A 17,737-nucleotide genomic window follows, 5' to 3' on the forward strand; every position below is an offset into this window, starting at 1 on the left:
CTATTCGACGCTCATAAGCGCCGGATTGATGGTGCGAAGTGGGGAGTTGGAGAATCCGGAAATGTTGTCGCGGTGCGCTTGAACGTTGGCACTGTCGACGAGATAGAGGATCGGCATATCCGCGACTGCGAGATCAGCAATCTGTGAGATCAAGTCACCGCGATCTTCTGCCGATGCCTCCTGCGCCTTACCGACAAGCGCGTCGTATTCGGCGCTATCGTATCCGAAGCTGTTGATGTTGGAGTTCGATAGCGTGAAAGCAGCTGCCCCGTAGGTGGCATCCCCCACGAACGTCGAGTCACTATAGAACGCAGCATCGTAGCGCCCTTCACGGACCAGCTGGAAGAACTCGGCAGCTCCTGCAACTCGGTTGAGTTCCATGGTCACCCCGATATTCTTGAGGTCGGCTTGAATTTGGATGGCAAGCGGCTCCACCCAAGGGCCGGGACGGGACGGGCTGAACAGGGCTGTAAAGGTAAGTCCGTCGGGGTAGCCAGCTTCGGCTAGCAACTTTTGTGCACCCTCAGGGTCGAACTTATAGCTGGTCCCTGACTCTGGGAAGTCATAGTATTGCGGGATGCCGTGTTTCGCGCTTTCCCCAAAGTCCCGATAAATGGTTTCCACAATCTGATCGCGGTCGATCGCCATAGAAATCGCTTGCCGAACGCGAACATCATCGAAGATCTCGCCGTCCTGCTGGAGGAACATTTCGTCACGATCGGCCGCAACACAGTTCTCGATGGCTACACCCTCGGCATCGCGCAACCCGTCGTACTCGGCAAAGGTCAAGGCGTCTGCCCAGTCTGCGTCGCCAGAACGCACGAGTTGCATGCGCGTCGCTGAGTCGGCGACTGCGCGCAGGGTGACCGTCTCGAAGTTGCCGCGTTCCCCTGTGTAGTTGGGGTTCTGGCTTAGCACGATCTCCGTGTTCGGCTGGAACCGGTCCACCTGCCAGGGGCCGAAGTTGGCTGAGTTCATGCGAATGAACTCATTGGCCCACGGGTCTGCGTCAGTTACATGCTTCTTCGCCTCAGTGCTGTCGTGGATGGTCAGAAGGGGGCTTGCGAATTGAATGACATCCGATGACGTTGACGTGACCACGTTCATCTGCACGGTTTTGTCGTCGATGACCTCGACCAGATTGTCGACGTCGTAGCGCCCGATGAACCCCAGCGCGCTCGGGATGAATGCCTCTTGCGCAAGCTGTCGCTCGACGCTCCACTTCACGTCTTCCGAGGTGATCTCGTTGCCGTTGTTACTCACCGCATCGCCTAGGCGGAATACGACGCTCTTGCCGTCATCAGCTAGATCCCAAGAGTCGGCCAGATGGGGTACGACGTCGTTGGATTCGCCGAGCACATCACAAGTGCCTTGGTAGCGGACAAGCGTCGAGTCATAAACCGAGTACAGGATCTTACTCGGCTGACCGCCCCAAGGTGTTTGATCAAGATGTTCTGGAACGCCAGGGACAGCATAGGAAAAGTCGAGATCTGCGGCGACTGAATCCTCGGTATTACCACTCTGAAGACTGCAACTACTGACTAACAGCACGCTTGCTGTCAGTATCCCGAAGGCTGCGGTTGTTCTTTGTCGAGCAGTGCGAGGGAGTGAAACGACCATGTTTTTGCTCCTTTTATTAAAATGATTGTCTAGACAGTATATTGAAACTTGGGTGCCGTCAACTGCGGATATTGTTTCGCTATTGACTCCAGCTCGAACCTGTGCTCAGTAGCGGATGCGCGGATCGAGCATGGCCACGATCACGTCCAACGCAACGTAGGCGAGGATGACAACCGCACCGGTCACGAGGATGAACCCCTGAATGATCGGCAGGTCGCCCTTGAGTACTCCGTCGAGTGCCCATGCGCCGGCACCAGGCCAGGCGAAGACGATCTCGATGATGGATTGGGCGCTCAGGCTGACGCCGAAAAGGATCGCCGCATAGGTGAGCGCAGCAGTGCGCGAGGACAGGAGCGCGTAGCGCATCACCTGCCACTCCGGCAGTCCACACCCCCGAGCGAACTCGATCTGCGGCGTGACCAGCGCCTGAGTGACGCTGGTGCGGACGGTCTTCGCGAAGTACGCAGCCAGAAATATTCCGGAACTAATTACGGGGAGAATCGAGTGGGCCGCGATTGCGCCCAAGGCATCCAGATTTCCGGCCAAGATAGCGTCGTAGAGAACTACACCAGTAACGTCTGGGGAGCGCGGTGTGTTGGGATAAAGCATACCGACCGGGGTGGGAAACAAGCGAAACTGGAACACGAACAGGAAGATTAGGACCACCCCGAGAAAAAATGGGGGGATACCCTGAGCTAGCGAGATGAACCCAGACGAGATTCGCCCTATTGTGCGTCCTCGGAAGTATGCGCCCACCGCACCGATGGCGGTGCCGAGAACGAGGGCAAGCATCAGTGATGGGATGACCAGGATAAAACTGTTCGGCAAGCGTCGCATCAACTCACCAGTGACCGAAGAGCCAGTCAGGTATGAATTGCCCAAGTCGCCGCGGAACGCGGCAAGTACATAGCTAGAGTACTGCTCCCACAGTGAGCGGTCCAACCCTAGATCCGTTCGCACCTTCGCAAGGGCCTCATCGCTTGCGAAATCCCCAAGAATCAAAGCGGCAGGATCCCCGGGAATAAGGAGCACGAGACCAAACGAAAGTGACGCCAAGATGAAGAGCATTACCGGGAGCAGCGCTAGCCGCTTTAGTGTGAAGATCAATGCGGAGTTCAATTCATCACCGTACTTTCCTCGGTCGAGTCAAGTGGGGGAGCTGCACCGATGTGAATACATGCGGCCGCCCGTGCTGGCGCGATTGGCAAAAGCGGAACTGGCGAGACGGCGCACTCATCAGTCTGCAGTGGGCACCGCCCGACCAGTGGGCATCCGCTGAAGCGCGTTGTCGGACTCGGAATGTCACCATGAAGTTTCTTTGAAACCGACTTCTCGTCCGGATCGACCGAAAGTGTCGACGAGAGGAGCGCGACACTGTACGGGTGCTCAGGCTGGTCGATGATCAGGCTGGTTGGGCCCGTCTCCATGAACCGGCCCAGATACATCACCGCTGTGGTGTCGCTAAAAAAACGCACGGTCGCTATGTCATGAGAGATGAATAGATAGGTGAGGTTGTGCTTCAGTTGTAGATCTTTGAGCAGGTTCAGGATCGTTGCCCGCACGGTCAAGTCGAGAGACGACGTCGGCTCATCGAGGACGATCAGCTTCGGGTCCACGATAATAGCGCGCGCAATGCCGATCCGCTGCTGCTGGCCGCCGCTCAGATCAGCGGGATGCCTACGAAGCACGGCATCACTCAGACCGACCTCCTTCAGTACTTCGACCACCCGCTGCCTCCGCGCCGAGGACGACAGGGAAGTGAAGAGTCGAAGTGGTTCGCCAATGATTGCCTCGACCGTCATGCGTGGGTTCAGAGACTCGTACGGCTCTTGAAACACAACGGAGATTGATGAACGCATCTCGCGTAGTTGCCGCGGTGACATCGCGGTGAGATCTCTACCATCGAATATCACCTGTCCCGCGTCTGGCCGGAGCAGCCCGAGCACAATACGTCCGACAGTGGACTTGCCAGAACCACTCTCCCCGATCAGGCTCATCGTCCTTCCTTGTTCAACGCCGAAGCTCACATCGTCAACGGCACGGATGACCTTTCCCCCGCTGCGGAACTCTTTGGAAACGTTCCTAACCTCAAGCAGTGACACGATTCGGAACCTCCCCGAGTTGGTGGTGGCAGGATGCAGCGCGCGCGAGCCCATCCCCGGTCATCGTCGGCGCGACTTCGCGGCAGACCTCGGTGACGTGAGGGCAACGTGATGCGTACGGGCATCCGACCGGGTAGTTGACGACGTCTGGCAGAGTACCGGTTAGGCCCTTGATCGTGCCGCCAGAGCGAGGGACAGCATCGAGCAAAGCCCGTGTGTAGGGGTGGTGAGGGTTGTGGAATACGTCTCGAACGTCGCCGACCTCGACGGGCTTGCCCGCATACATCACCACCACTCGCGTGCAGTACTGCGCCACGACACTCAAGTCGTGCGTGACCAAGAGCATCGAACGGTCGCCGCCAGATATTAGGCCCGTGATGAGGTCAAGAATCTGACGTTGGACGGTGACGTCAAGGGCGGTCGTCGGTTCGTCGGCCAGCAGCAGTCGAGGACCGTGAATCATGGCCATCGCGATGACCACGCGCTGGGCCATGCCGCCGCTCAGCTCATGGGCATAGCCGTCGAGTACGCGCATGGGGTCCGCTATACCGACCTCCTGTAGCGCTCGGAGTGACATTTCGCGGCATTCTCTTCTGGATGCACGACGATGAGCTCTGATGATGTTGGCAAACTGTTGTGCGATGCTGAGAATCGGGTTGAGCGCACCAAACGGGCTCTGGCTAATGAAGCCGATGTCCTTGCCGCGGATGAGGCGCTGTTGCCGGGGCGTCATCTGTAGGAAATTCTCACCTTGGAACTCAACGATGCCACCATCGATGCTCCCGGGGTCTTGAGTGAGCCCGATAATGGCGCGGAGTGTCTGCGATTTGCCGCAACCGGACTCCCCTACGATGCCGACAATCTCTCCTCGTTTCGCTTCAAAAGTCACACCGTTGACGGCGTGTACCGTTCCTTTTTTGGTTGCAAACGAGACTCTCAAATCGGTGACGCTCAGCAACGGTGCCCCGCTCATTTCTTGCCCACCCCCAACAGGTACTCGAGGTTGTCCGCAATGAGATTGAACGCGATGATCGTCACCAGTGTGGCAACGCCTGGGAAGATGGCAACCCACCAGGCACCCTGTGGGATGTACTGGCTGCCTTCCTGGATCATCGACCCCCAGTTTGGAATCGGCGGGTTGGAGCCAAGTCCGATGAAGTTAAGGGAGGCGATGACGATGATGCCGTTGGCCGCAGCCAGCGAACTTTGAACCAAGATGATCCCGGGCACGTTCGGAAGGATGTGGCGGAACGTGATGCGGGTGGGTGAGGCACCGATGGCGTGTGCTGCTTCGACGAACCGGCTCTCACGAATGGTGAGAACCTCGGCTCGGACCAAGCGAATGAATCTCGGAACGTTGACGATAGCGAGGGCTAGGATGACGTTCTCCACCCGGTTGCCTGTGATCTGAACGATGACGACGGCTAGGACAATGAGGGGGAACGCCTGGAAAACCTCGATCGCGCGCATCAGCCACTCGGTCCATCTGCCGCGCCCCCCGGCGAGGAGCCCAACCGGAACACCGATGAGCACGGACACGGCAACGCCGGCGACTGCTAGTGGGATGTCCAGCCTCGCCGAGTACAGAACTCGAGCGAAGACATCGAAGCCCGATCCGTCTGTACCCATAAAGTGCATGGCTCCGGGAGCCTGGAGCATGGCACGAGGGTCTGGAGTGAGTGGGTCAAAGGGGAGTTGCGCCACGAAGGACGAGAGGATGAGTCCCACTAGGATTAGGAGTCCTGCAGCGGCTCCTGCAATTCGATTAGCCTCCGGGAATCGTCGCGTCAACTCTCTGCGACTTTCAAGCAAGCCAGCTATCGACGCTAGTCGAGGGGGAGCATGAGTGGTCACCATTTTCACTCTCCATACGGTCGTGATCTGTCGGTGGCCCAGCCCGGGGAACACCGTTGTCCTCTATGTGCCTTCTTCATCAAAATAATGATGCTCTCACCATAATGAAGAAGTTGGGCGCTTCTGTCAATGCTCCCGGCCGATCGCAATGGTCTGAGACATCACAGCTTGCAATCGGCCGAGGTCGAAGGCACAGTCGAACCTCTGGGCTGCGCTGGCGCCAGGGCCGCCCAGACGCCCTATTCCCGAGATGTGTCGGGATCTCCGCGAATGACCTTCCGATGGAGGTACCTTGAGCGTGTTAACGCCAACTGAAAATAGGGCCAGAAACGCCAGGCGGTTTCAAGTGATCGTCGCAACACTGCGGTGAATCAGGTCGAGATCAGTAGATCACGGATCCGCTCCGCGGGGGTGTCCCAGTCGAGGGTTTTGCGGGGACGGGCGTTGAGTTCCTGAGCGACGTGTTCCAGGTCCTCCAGGCCGTAGGTCGAGAGGTCGGTGCTTTTCGGGAAGTATTGGCGCAGAAGCCCGTTGGCGTTCTCGTTCGAGCCGCGCTGCCAGGGGCTGGCCGGGTCGCAAAAATATACGGGCATGTCGGTGGCGGTGGTGAAGGATTTGTGGGTCGCCATCTCGGAGCCCTGGTCCCAGGTCAGCGATCCGCGCAGGTGTTCCGGGAGCGTTGCGATGGCGGCGACCAGTCCGTCGCGGACGGCGTCGGCGGTATGACTGTGGGGCAGATGCACCAGCATCACGTAGCGGGTGGTGCGCTCGACGAGGGTTCCGATGGCGGACTGGTTCAGCATCCCGGTGATGAGGTCACCCTCCCAGTGCCCCGGTATTGCGCGGTCCTCGATCTGGGGTGGGCGGTCGGCGATCATGATCATCGGGTCAACGAACCTGCTCCGGCGTTCCAGACCGGTGTTCTGTGCTTTGCGGCGGGCTCGACCGGTGCGCAGTGCCGCTTGAACTTCCTTCTTCAAACCGCCCCGGGCCTAGAGGTAGAGGGCTTGGTAGATCGTCTCGGGCGACACGCGCATCTCCTGATCAGTCGGATAGGTTTTTATCAAAGCGTGGCAGATCTGCTCCGGAGACCAGCGAATGCGGAATTTATCTTGAACGTATTCGCGCAGGCGTGGCCGCTGCACCAGCTTCGCAGTTTTCGGTCGAGGGCGGCGCTCGGCCGCGGTGCGGTGGGCGGCATAGGGCTCGTAAGTGCCTGCTGTGGTGGCGTTGCGGCGCAGCTCCCGGCTGATCGTCGACGCCGACCGCTGCAGGACGGCTGCGATCGATCGGATGGAGGCGCCGGTGGCTGATAGGTCCCGGATTCGTTCCCGTTCCGCTAACGACAGGTAGCGGGCGTCGAGTTGCTGCTCGATTCTGGCCAGGCGGGCTCGACGCTCATGGAGTTTAGGCACGTGATAGTTGTATCCCGCCACGCGCCCGTTCGGGTGTATCCGCACACGACCAGACTTTCGGACACCCTGGTCCCAGTCGTTCGCCGTGCGAATATGCACGCCGACCTGCTTCGCAGCCGCCTGCCGTGAGATACCCGTCGTACGCAGCTGGTCGTATTCGGCACGCCGTTCGACTTCGCGGCGCCTCGGGTTGATACCGGCAGCGACCAGCCACCGGTAGCCGGCCATCGTTGTGACGCCGGCCTCCCGGGCGGCATCAGCCACCTTTTCAAGGCGGTCCTAGGCGGCGAGGAATGCAACTTTTTCGGCTTCTCGATAGACCCTCTTGCGGGACAATTCCGGCGGTGTGAATTCGGTGCTCATAGCCACTCTCAAAGTGATGAGTGTTGCGACGATCGATAGAACCCAAGCCCTACTAAAGCTGCTGCACGGTCGGCTTAGTTGACGTAAGTGCTCGGGATGGATAAGTCAAGCAGGATGGTGTCTCCCGCTTGAACTAACCTGGGGGCCCCATCGAGAGTGATCATGAGGTTGTCCTTGAACATGTGTCCCGTATCGCTAGTTGTAGTTCCTTTGGACGTTGTGATCGTTTGATTTAGTGAAGTCCTCCGGCACGATGTGGGTTACCAAGCTCACATCAATAACCGGAGGCCTTCGTGACTCACGCTAATGCTCCTTTCACCCCACAGGGGCGAATTCGTCTTGCCCAGTTGATCGTGGATCAGGGGTGGTCGGCCCGGCGAGCGGCGGAACGGTTGCAGTGTTCACCCGCGACCGCAATGAAGTGGGCGGCTCGCTATCGGTTGAATCAGCCGATGATCGATCGTTCCTCGCGGCCGCGCACGTCGCCCAGTCAGTGCTCTGCTCGGCTTGAACATCGCATCGTCGCACTGCGGTTTACTCGCCGCTGGGGGCCGCACCGCATCGGCTATCACCTTGGCATCAACCGATCTACGGTCGAGAAGGTCCTGGTGCGCTATCGGATGCCGAAGCTGATCTATCTCGACCAAGCAACCGGTCTTCCCGTGCGTCGGCTAAAAGCCGTCCGCTATGAGAAGGCCAGTGCCGGTGAACTGGTGCACGTTGATATCAAGAAGCAGGGCCGGATCCCTGACGGTGGCGGACATCGGGTTCTCGGTCGCGCGGCGGGCAAGAGAAACAACACCGGACACGGGCGACCGGGGCGCGGATATTCTTTTCTGCACCATGCCGTCGATGACCATTCCCGGCTCGCTTACTCGGAAATATTGAGCGATGAGAGGAAGGAAACCGCTGCCGAATTTTGGCTGCGGGCTAACGTGTTCTTCGCCGCGGCCGGCATCACCGTCACGGCGGTGATGACTGACAACGGGGCCTGTTACCGATCACGAAACTTTGCGGCTGCTTTAGGGAGCATCAAGCATGTTTGGACGCGTCCTTACCGGCCACAAACCAACGGAAAAGTCGAACGATTCAAGCGAACACTCGCTACCGAATGGGCCTACGCCGCAACCTACCGCAGCGACGAAGCCCGAGCCGCCGCATATCCCACTTGGCTCCACCACTACAATTTTCACAGACCCCATACCGGCATCGGCGGCCAAACACCATCAGACCGCGTTCACAACCTCAGTGGGAACTACACCTAGTGAGCGGCAAAATGGCCACGGGCACACCAGCCTTGAACCTCTACTCTTGCGCCTCGGCCTACGAGCAATGTACTTTCTCCTCGCGGGCCTCATACATCGCTTCGTCGAGCTCAAGGTAGGGCTCGGCGTGATGCGGGGCATGCGGCGCGGTGCTTCGCGTCGGCGCGAGACCGCTTCGTACGCCACACCAATACTCAGCAGGTCGAGGTCGGAGCAGGCCGCACCCGCGAACGTGATGCCTACGGGCATCCGGATGTCGTCCATGATTCCCATAGGCACCGTCACCGTCGGAATGCCGAGGTGATGAATCGCGAGGCTACCGTTCACTACCCAGACACCGTTTCGCCAACCGCGGGTGGCCAATTCGGGGTTGATGTCCATATCGGCGCGGCCGACATCGGCGACCGCCGGAAAGACCACGGCATCTAGCTCGTTGTCGCGCACCCAACCTTCAAGGTCTCGGCGCCGAGTCTCCTCGAACGCGTGAACGCCGGCTGCCAGTTCCGGGATCTCTTCGAAGCTTGCGTAAGGATGCTCACGCACCTGAGTTGGGTAGGCCGCGAGGTCGACGATCTCTCTCCTGAGAAACTCAGGGCGCACAATGCTACGGGTAGCGATCGTGGCGGTGACCGGTGACCGCGTCATCGAGAACGGCACGAAGCTCCGCAATTGAAGCCTCGACGACGTTAACCGTGCTCATGTTGATACCACTAGCTGTAGTTGGATGATGCGTTAAAGCCGGCGCAGCACAATCTTGCGAAGTTCCTGAAACCAGAGCACGACCGAGGCAAGGCTGATGCAGACCACCCAGTGCAGAAGATCCATCGAGGCGGTGCCGAACGCAACTTGCAGGAAGGGCACCTCCACCACGGCGACCTGGAGGACCAGCCCGAGCACGATCGCACCCCACAGCCAGCGGTTGGCGAACAGACCATGGAACGCACTGGTGGTTTCGGATCGGGCATTGAGGGCGTTGAAGAGCTGGGCGAAGACGAGGGTGGTAAATCCTGCAGTCCGTGCAACGTCAAGGCTGTCGCGGCCCTCAACGAGCCCACCCGGCAAGAACACGTCGATCGTGAACAGGGTGACTACAGCCATCACCACACCGACAGAGACGATGCCGGCCCACATGTGGCGGTCGATGGTAGGTGCATCTAGCCGTCGCGGACGACGAGCCATCACGTCGTCGATCTCGGGGTCTACACCCATTGCCAACGCTGGGGTGGAGTCGGTGATGAGGTTGACCCAGAGGATTTGGGTCGCCAGCAAGGGCAGCACCAATGCCTCACCGCTTCCCGCGCCGAGGCCAATCACTCCGGCCCCAACGACTCCGAGGAACACGGTAAGCACCTCGCCGATATTTGAGGACAACAGGTAGCGCAGGAACTTCTTGATGTTGTCGAAAATCACCCGACCTTGGCGCACTGCAGCCACGATGGTGGCGAAGTTGTCGTCGCCGAGGATCATCCGCGAGGCTTCCTTGGTGACCTCGGTGCCGGTGATACCCATCGCCACCCCGATGTCAGCGGACTTCAGCGCCGGTGCGTCGTTGACGCCGTCACCGGTCATCGCCACGATCTGCCCGGTTGCTTGCAGAGCATCCACGAGGCGCAGTTTGTGCTGCGGTGACACCCGGGCATAGACCGACACCTCACCCACCATCTTCTGAAGGATCGTGTCAGTGCAGGTGTCCAACTCGGCGCCGGTGACCGCGCGACCGCCTGGCTCGATAATGCCCAGATCGGCGGCGATGTGTGTGGCCGTAATCGGGTGATCTCCGGTGATCATGACGACGCGGATGCCCGCTCGCCGCGCCTCGGCGATCGCCTCGGCTGCCTCTGCTCGCGGAGGATCAATCATGCCCACCACCCCCAGATACACCAGGTCGCGTTCGGAAAACTCGTCTAGCGCGCCCGGGCCATCCGTGGGGCCGTCGGCGACTCGGTAGGCAACCCCGATGGTCCGCAGGGCCTCGGCTGAGAGCCCGTCCACCTGATCCAGACACTTCTTTCGGACTGCTTCAGTCAGCGGGCGCGTGGTGTCCCCAACCTGAAGCATCGTGCAGCGACCGAGCAGAACATCGGGGGCCCCCTTGCTCAGAAGCAGGTGAGCGCCCTCGTCCTGCTCCTGATGCACGGTCGTCATCATCTTCCGCTCAGAACTGAACGGGATCTCGGCCCGTCTTTCGAACCGGCTCATCCTCGCGGTCGTGCCCGCCAGCTTGCGAGCTGCGACCAGAAACGCCGCCTCGGTGGGATCGCCCTGGATCTCCCATGTCCCCTCCCGCTCCGTGAGCTGGGCGTCGTTGGCGAGCGCGCCAGCGCCAAGAAGGAGCTGGACCTCGCGGTGGAGAGCCCCGGACGGCTCAGACCCATCAATTACGACTTCGCCCACGGGCTGGTACCCGACCCCCGTCACCTCGACACTGCCCGACGCCGTGACAACGCGCACCATGGTCATCTCGTTTCGGGTCAGGGTTCCTGTCTTGTCGGTGCAGATCACCGAAGCAGATCCCAAAGCTTCCACTGAGCTGAGCTGCTTAACCACCGCGTTGCGTCTGGCCAGGCGTTGTACTCCAATCGCCAGGACAACGGAAAGGATCGTCGGTAACCCTTCGGGCACCGCCGCCACCGCGAGCGAAACACCAAGGAGTAGGACAGTGACGAAGTCCTCCGGCTTGGTGACCCCACTGACCAACACGATCGTTGCCATCACAACGACAGCGATAGCGATCACGAGCAGACCAAGCATTTTGCTGATCTTGGAAATCTCAACCTCGAGCGGAGTTGGATCTGCTTCGGTCGCCTCAAGCATTTCGGCGATCGCGCCCACCTCGGTGGCCGTCGCGACACCCGTGACCACCGCACGACCTACGCCCTGCACAACACTGGTGCCCTTGAAGACCATGTTGGTCCGGTCGCCAATTGACACCGGCCCGGCCAGCACTGCCGCGTCTTTGGCGACCGCCTGGCTCTCGCCGGTGAGAGATGCCTCTTGGATGCTCAGGGCGGTCGCATCCACCAAGCGGGCATCCGCACCCACCGCATCGCCCTCAGTCAAGACCAACACATCTCCGCGGACGAGTTCGGCTGAGGGCACCGTCTGACGTCGCCCACCACGCAGCACTGTCGACGACGTTGCCGTCATGGTGGCGAGCGCCGCCACCGCGTTCTCTGCCTTGGCCTCCTGGCTGTAACCGAGAAGAGCGTTAAGCAACACGATGGCCGCGATCACTGATGCGTCGACGGGTACGCCCGCGCCGCCCGCCAGAACCCAGGCAAATAATGAGATCGCTACTGCGAACAGCAGCAAATAGATCAGCGGGTTCTGGAACTGCGCCAGAACCTTCCGCCACACTGGCACCGGCTTTTTCGCACGCAGCTGGTTGGGGCCGTCGATCGACAACCGCCGCGCGGCTTCCTCCTGCGACAACCCGAACGATAGGTCAACACCCAGACTGCGGGCGATGGCCTCGGCATCGACGACCGAAGCATCAGCAAGATCACTAGCCTGAGTCATATCGTTCTGCCAGCGGACGTGCGCACTCCCACCGCGGCGATGGCCGAGCGGCAGTTCGACCCCACGATGAGAGCTCCTTACCGATGTTCCGGAACCGTGCGGTCAGCTAACCCGCGGTCCACTCGGTCACAACATTATGGCGGCGATCCTGACGAAAGGGCAATGTCCATGGACCTAATCAGGTCGCGGCGGGGATGATCTGGTGCACGAAGCGCGCCTCCGTGATGATGCTCCGTCTCGCGAATACCCAGCGGCCGTCCTCGCGCACATAATCATCGTCGTAGCGGATCAGGAAGTTATGGCTCAGATCAAACGGCAGCCTATCGTTCTGATGGAAATCCTCGTAGATGTGGTGGGCAAGGCAATACACCTCGCCCGAGGCCTTGTCGCCGTCGAGGAAAACTTGTTGAGTCGTGACAGAGTGCAACGTCTTTGCGTAGCGCTTCAGCTGGATTTCAGGAATCCGCACGACATCTTCCAGCCCGCGGGGCGCCGATGTCCCGCTCTCGAAGACGATGTCCTGAGAGAACAATGCCCGCCATACCTCGACGTCGTTCTTGTCGAGCGCCATCGCGTACCGGTGTGACAGGTCTCGAATGGCTAGTTCATCCATAAGGTCGGAAATCGAATTCACGGCACCACTCTCTTTTGATTCGGAAAACTGCGCTTTCTGAAGCGTCGTCAGCACCCTACCAGCCGCCTCTTTTGCGCCCTTTCTTGCGGTAAAGAAACCGGAAAGAAGGGGGCGATACGCTTCCGATCGACGAGCACGCGTTCGGCAGGGTGCACCCCATTATGGAAACCAAAAACCCCCACTTCCTGAGAAATACGGGGAAAGTAGGGGTTTTTCTGTGGCGGTACCGGTGGGATTTGAACCCACGGTGCGCTTTCACGCACACAACTTTTCGAGAGTTGCACCTTCGGCCGCTCGGACACGGTACCGGGAAAGAGTTTAGTACAGATAAAGGGGCAGTGCGTTCACGGGTTTCTGCGCATCCAGTTGAGAGCATGAACAATCAATGCGCCGACGAGACTAAGAGCTCCGACCGTGGCAGCAATGGGTGCGAGGCCCTGAATTCCTGTGATCAGCCCATAGTCCTCGACGTTGAGTCCGGTCTGGGAGTAGAGCTGCGAATAGGCCCACATCTGCCCCGCTACTCCGCCGGCAGTGACGACGACGCCCACGATCCACAGCACGTAAATCCATGGGTTACGGGCGAGACTTTTGCCGCGGCCAGCCGGGACAATTTCGGAAAGCGCGCCTCCCGCCCCCACATAGTGTGATTGCGGCGCAACGTCGCGCTGCTCTTCGCGGCCGGTCACTGCCGCGGCCGAATCCGAACCATCGTCTGATGCTCTGCCGGATGCTGGTGGGAGCGCGACGACGGCGTCTGCGGTTACAGCGCGGCGAGCATCCGCAGCTCGTGGTGGTGTGGGTGCGAAGCTTGCGCTGGCACGAGTCGGCGGCTGGCCGTGGGTGCGGGAGTACTGCGCGTCTGCTGCGTCATCCCGCAACGAATCCACCGTGCGTGCTGCCCGTACGGCATCCGACGACGCGCTCTGATTGCTTTCCGAATAGCCGCGCTGGAATGCGGGATCAAACCGGGGGTCGATGTTTTTGTTTCCCGTTGCCACAATGCTCCCTTGGTCGTTTTCCCATCGTAGGCATTCGTGTGCAACGATGCGCGCATTCCTCACCCAGCAACATATTGGGGCGTTACGCTGGAGTGATGAGACGACCAACGGCAGTCGACTCAATCAACAATGATTAGCGCTTTACATACCCCCATGGGTATGCTTTAAAGATGCCTACTGCGACCCCAGAACGCGCCCGCCGCATCCTCGTCATCGGAGGAGTCGCCGCGGGCATGTCGTTCGCTACCCGGATGCGTCGCCGTGATGAGCATGCCGAAATAGTTGTCTTTGAACGCAGCGGTCACGTCTCCTTCGCCAACTGCGGGCTCGCCTACTATCTGGGCGGCGTCATCACCGAACGCGAAAACCTGCTGCTGCAAACGCCCGCAAGTCTCGGCAGTCGCTTCGAGCTCGACGTGCGCGTCAACCACGACGTCACGAGCATCAACCCCGACCACCGCACCATCAGAGTCCATAACCAGTTCACCAACACAACCAGTACCGAAAGCTACGACGAACTTGTCATCGCCACAGGGGCAAGCCCCATCATCCCTCCTCTCCCCGGCAGCGATCGGATACTCCTGCTGCGCAATATCGAAGATGTGGATGCACTCGATTCCGCCCTGGGCGCGCTTGAGCCCAGCACCGCACATGTCGTCGTTTTGGGCGCCGGATATATCGGCATCGAGATGGCCGAAAATCTCATTGCTCGTGGACTCAAAGTCACACTCGTGCAGCTCGACGAGCACGTGCTCGGAACGTTCGACATCGAAATGATCACCCCGGTCGAAGAACACCTGCGCGCACAGGGTATTGACCTGCGCATCGGTACGGCAGCGGTCGCGGTGCACGACTCCACCGTCGAACTCAGTGACGGCAGCGCCGTCGCCGCAGACCTTGTCGTCGCAGCCGTTGGGGTGCGACCGGAGAATGCGCTCGCTGTGGATGCTGGGCTCACCGTCGGCGCTGCAGGCGGCATCCGGGTGAATACAGGCTACGAAACCAGCTCACCCCATATCTATGCCATCGGCGATGTTGCAGAAAAGAATGGCGCAATCAGTGGAGAGCCTGAAATTGTTGCTTTGGCTGGTCCGGCGAACCGTGATGGCCGCTACCTCGCCGACACCCTCGCTGGCGACCACGTGCACTCCAAGCCAGCACTTGGCACCGCAATCGTGGGCGTCTTCGACCTCACCGCAGCAAGCCTTGGCGCAACCGAGCGCACGCTGCGGGCAGCCGGCCGCGACATCCGCATCATTCACACTCACCCCGTTTCGCACGCCGGCTACTACCCCGGCGCCGAATTCCTCTCGCTCAAGCTCATTGTTGACGCCAACACCGACCTCATCCTCGGAGCCCAAGCAGTGGGACGTGACGGTGTGGATAAGCGGATGGATGTTCTCGCGACCGCCGCGAGCGCCGGACTCACCGCCAGCGCTCTCGCCGACCTTGAACTCGCCTACGCCCCGCAATACGGTTCAGCTAAAGACCCCATCAACCACCTTGGTTATGTCGCCAAGAACCTGCGCGACAACCTCAGTGCGTCGATTCAGTGGCACGAGATCGATGCCGAACTGGCGGCAGGGAGCCTGCTGGTGGATGTTCGCACCCCTGCCGAATTTGAGAGCGGCGCCATCCCGCACGCCGTCAATATTCCGCTCGATGATCTGCGCGGCCGCCTCAGCGAACTCGGTGACAGCCGCGTGATCGTGCACTGCCAGGTTGGACAGCGCGGCCACACCGCCGTGCGCATCCTCAACCAGCACGGCTACGACGCCGTCAACCTTGACGGCGGCTACCGCACCTGGATTGCGGCGACCCCCCGAACTAGCCACCCCACCCCTAAGGATCGAATGATGAACACCATTAGCACCAAAGCTCTCTCCGAACTCACGAATCCCGTAATCATCGACGTGCGCGAACCCTTCGAATACGTTTCCGGGCATGCGCCTGCCGCAGCGAGCATTCCGCTCGGCGAACTTGTTGCCCGCGTCGAAGAAATCGACCGCGACAACACCGTTTACGTTATTTGCGAAAGCGGAAGACGCAGCGGCCAAGCCGTCGAATGGCTCAGCGCTCAAGGCTTCGACGCCGTCAACGTTGAGGGCGGCACATCGGCATGGCGCGACTCAGATCTACCCGTGAAGAAGGAGAACTAGCGATGGCCGTCAACACAACACGCAACGATGTCGATTCCCCGACCGGCCACGACCCCGAAGCCATGCGCAAGGTCATGAATCGCCTCAAGCGGGCCGAAGGACAACTGCGAGCCCTCACTGAGTCGATCGGCGCAGAATCGAACTGCAAAGACGTGGTCACCCAGCTCGCCGCAGTAAGCAAAGCGCTTGACCGCGCCGGCTACATGATCATCGCCAACGCACTCAAGTCCTGCGCCGTCGATGATGCGGATGGCGAAGGAAGTCACGATGGAATGACAGCAGACGACATCGAGAAACTGTTCCTCAGCCTCGCCTAGTGATGGTGACGGAGGTGGTCGCGGTGCGACCGAGGTGGTAGCGGCCGCACTACCCACTCGCCGCTGTCAGTCGCCCCGCCTAGGGTTGGAACATGGCCCGAACTGTAAGTAATTTTCGCTGCACTGAGTGCGGCTGGTCGAGCATCAAATGGGTAGGCCGCTGCGGCGAATGCCAACAGTGGGGCACCGTGATCGACTCCGGCGAGGCCACCGGAGTCACCAAACGCGTCGCCACCGTCGCTGTTGCAGAGAAGAGTGCGGCACGATCCATCACCGAGATTGGTGCTGAGTCAGTGGCTCATTGGCCGAGCGGCATCAACGAGTTCGACCGTGTACTCGGCGGCGGCGTCGTGCCCGGGGCGGCGATTCTGTTGAGCGGCGAACCCGGCGTCGGTAAATCCACACTGCTCCTTGAGGTCGCATCGCGAGCGGCGGCATCCGGCCAGCGTGTGCTCTACGTCACCGCAGAAGAGTCGGTCAGTCAAGTACGGCTGCGCGCCGAACGCACCAATGCCCTGCACCCGTCGCTCTACCTCGCTGCCGAAACCGATCTCGGCACCATCCTCGGACAAATCGATCACGTTAAGCCGCAACTCGTGATCGTCGACTCGGTGCAAACCGTTGCCTCCGCCGCAACAGAAGGTATCGCGGGCGGCCCATCGCAAGTACGTGAAGTTGCCTCCACCCTCATCCGTGTCAGCAAAGACCGCAACCTTCCCGTGCTGCTCGTCGGTCACGTCACCAAAGACGGCAGCATCGCCGGGCCCCGACTGCTCGAACACCTTGTGGATGTCGTGCTGCAGTTCGAAGGCGACCGCCAGACCGCTCTGCGTTTCGTTCGCGCGCACAAAAACCGTTTCGGCTCCACCGACGAAGTTGGCTGCTTCGAGATGACCGGCGAAGGCATCGCCGAAGTCTCCGACCCCAGCGGTCTGTTCCTCTCCCACGCCCGCCGACCGGTCAGCGGCACCTGCGTCACCATCGCCCTCGAAGGCCGACGCGCGCTTCCCGTCGAAGTGCAGGCACTGATCGTCAAGTCGCAGGCTCCGCAACCGCGTCGCGTCGTCAACGGTGTTGATGCGTCACGAGTAGCGATGCTGCTCGCGGTGCTCGAGCGGCGAGCGGGGATTCCGCTCTCGGGATTCGACGTTTATGTATCCACTGTTGGCGGCATCCGAGTCACCGAACCGGGTGCAGACCTTGCCATCGCATTGGCCATTGCTAGCGCATACAAAGACAAGGCTTATCCCGCCGCAATGGCCGTGGTCGGTGAGATCAGTCTCGCCGGCGAGATTCGGCCAGCGTCCTCCGCAAAACAGCGCCTTGCTGAAGCTGCCAGGCTCGGCTTCGGCACCGTCATTGATTCCGAAGCGTCGCACATTCGGGAAGCCCTAAGGCTGGCATTCGCCGGGGCCATCGACGAACGCGTCGACATCCCCGAGTTCTAGGCCCGAGTTCTAGCCCGCGCCCGCACACAGCAATGGCGGT

Annotated in this window: 12 protein-coding genes, 1 tRNA gene and 3 pseudogenes; 5 read left to right on the top strand and 11 right to left on the bottom strand. The window is 60.4% G+C overall.

The window, feature by feature from the left end:
• From AADH44_RS11600 to AADH44_RS11625, 6 genes and pseudogenes are all read right to left on the bottom strand, one after another.
• Complete coding sequence (locus tag AADH44_RS11600) at positions 1–1,359, bottom strand: ABC transporter substrate-binding protein (protein WP_341952987.1); 1,359 nt, start codon at positions 1,357–1,359, stop codon at positions 1–3.
• A 366-nt stretch (positions 1,360–1,725) separates the two neighbouring features.
• Positions 1,726–2,739, bottom strand: a complete 1,014-nt coding sequence (locus AADH44_RS11605; RefSeq protein WP_341952988.1) for an ABC transporter permease — start codon at positions 2,737–2,739, stop codon at positions 1,726–1,728.
• Positions 2,736–3,722 (bottom strand): ABC transporter ATP-binding protein, encoded by a 987-nt coding sequence (locus AADH44_RS11610; protein WP_341952989.1) that lies wholly within the window; start codon positions 3,720–3,722, stop codon positions 2,736–2,738. Before AADH44_RS11610 ends, AADH44_RS11605 begins: the two co-directional genes overlap by 4 nt.
• Positions 3,709–4,695, bottom strand: a complete 987-nt coding sequence (locus AADH44_RS11615; protein WP_341952990.1) for an ABC transporter ATP-binding protein — start codon at positions 4,693–4,695, stop codon at positions 3,709–3,711. The genes AADH44_RS11610 and AADH44_RS11615 overlap by 14 nt, the downstream gene beginning before the upstream one ends.
• Complete coding sequence (locus tag AADH44_RS11620) at positions 4,692–5,579, bottom strand: ABC transporter permease (protein WP_341952991.1); 888 nt, start codon at positions 5,577–5,579, stop codon at positions 4,692–4,694. The genes AADH44_RS11615 and AADH44_RS11620 overlap by 4 nt, the downstream gene beginning before the upstream one ends.
• Positions 5,580–5,947: 368 nt before the next feature.
• A pseudogene (locus AADH44_RS11625) lies at positions 5,948–6,991 on the bottom strand (IS30 family transposase).
• A gap of 656 nt (positions 6,992–7,647) precedes the next feature.
• Between AADH44_RS11625 and AADH44_RS11630 the strand changes: the two are divergent.
• Positions 7,648–8,619, top strand: a complete 972-nt coding sequence (locus AADH44_RS11630) for an IS481 family transposase (RefSeq protein WP_341952993.1) — start codon at positions 7,648–7,650, stop codon at positions 8,617–8,619.
• 156 nt (positions 8,620–8,775) lie between these two features.
• Here AADH44_RS11630 and AADH44_RS11635 read toward each other — a convergent pair.
• The 5 genes and pseudogenes from AADH44_RS11635 to AADH44_RS11655 form a co-directional block, all read right to left on the bottom strand.
• Positions 8,776–9,240: pseudogene (locus tag AADH44_RS11635) on the bottom strand (amidase); the annotation flags it as partial.
• Between the two features lie 111 nt (positions 9,241–9,351).
• Positions 9,352–12,138, bottom strand: a complete 2,787-nt coding sequence (locus tag AADH44_RS11640) for a cation-translocating P-type ATPase (protein ID WP_341952994.1) — start codon at positions 12,136–12,138, stop codon at positions 9,352–9,354.
• 178 nt (positions 12,139–12,316) lie between these two features.
• The gene (locus AADH44_RS11645; RefSeq protein ID WP_341952995.1) at positions 12,317–12,826 is read right to left on the bottom strand and encodes a nuclear transport factor 2 family protein; all 510 of its coding nucleotides are present in this window, start codon (positions 12,824–12,826) and stop codon (positions 12,317–12,319) included.
• Positions 12,827–12,990: 164 nt separating this feature from the next.
• A tRNA-Ser gene (locus AADH44_RS11650) sits at positions 12,991–13,080 on the bottom strand.
• Positions 13,081–13,116: 36 nt separating this feature from the next.
• The gene (locus AADH44_RS11655; protein ID WP_341952996.1) at positions 13,117–13,773 is read right to left on the bottom strand and encodes a hypothetical protein; all 657 of its coding nucleotides are present in this window, start codon (positions 13,771–13,773) and stop codon (positions 13,117–13,119) included.
• Between the two features lie 170 nt (positions 13,774–13,943).
• On the opposite strand from AADH44_RS11655, the pseudogene AADH44_RS11660 reads away from it, so the two are divergent.
• The 4 genes and pseudogenes from AADH44_RS11660 to radA all read left to right on the top strand — a co-directional run.
• A pseudogene (locus AADH44_RS11660) lies at positions 13,944–15,593 on the top strand (FAD-dependent oxidoreductase); the annotation flags it as partial.
• A gap of 36 nt (positions 15,594–15,629) precedes the next feature.
• Positions 15,630–15,932 carry a rhodanese-like domain-containing protein gene (locus AADH44_RS11665; protein WP_341955003.1) on the top strand — a complete coding sequence of 101 codons (303 nt, stop codon included), beginning with the start codon at positions 15,630–15,632 and terminating at the stop codon, positions 15,930–15,932.
• A gap of 2 nt (positions 15,933–15,934) precedes the next feature.
• Positions 15,935–16,249 (top strand): metal-sensitive transcriptional regulator, encoded by a 315-nt coding sequence (locus AADH44_RS11670; RefSeq protein ID WP_341952997.1) that lies wholly within the window; start codon positions 15,935–15,937, stop codon positions 16,247–16,249.
• A gap of 92 nt (positions 16,250–16,341) precedes the next feature.
• Positions 16,342–17,697, top strand: coding sequence for a DNA repair protein RadA (gene radA / locus AADH44_RS11675; RefSeq protein WP_341952998.1), 1,356 nt, complete (start codon positions 16,342–16,344; stop codon positions 17,695–17,697).
• The last annotated feature ends 40 nt before the right edge of the window (positions 17,698–17,737 follow it).

It is taken from the genome of Salinibacterium sp. TMP30 (assembly GCF_038397785.1).
In the GTDB taxonomy this organism is placed as follows: domain Bacteria; phylum Actinomycetota; class Actinomycetes; order Actinomycetales; family Microbacteriaceae; genus Rhodoglobus.

Excerpts from the sequence above, each read along its gene's own strand:
- AADH44_RS11615 (WP_341952990.1), bottom strand. The coding sequence starts at position 4,695 with ATGAGCGGGGCACCGTTGCTGAGCGTCACCGATTTGAGAGTCTCGTTT.
- AADH44_RS11620 (WP_341952991.1), bottom strand. The coding sequence starts at position 5,579 with ATGGTGACCACTCATGCTCCCCCTCGACTAGCGTCGATAGCTGGCTTG.
- AADH44_RS11640 (WP_341952994.1), bottom strand. The coding sequence starts at position 12,138 with ATGACTCAGGCTAGTGATCTTGCTGATGCTTCGGTCGTCGATGCCGAG.
- AADH44_RS11665 (WP_341955003.1), top strand. The coding sequence starts at position 15,630 with ATGAACACCATTAGCACCAAAGCTCTCTCCGAACTCACGAATCCCGTA.
- AADH44_RS11670 (WP_341952997.1), top strand. The coding sequence starts at position 15,935 with ATGGCCGTCAACACAACACGCAACGATGTCGATTCCCCGACCGGCCAC.
- radA (WP_341952998.1), top strand. The coding sequence starts at position 16,342 with ATGGCCCGAACTGTAAGTAATTTTCGCTGCACTGAGTGCGGCTGGTCG.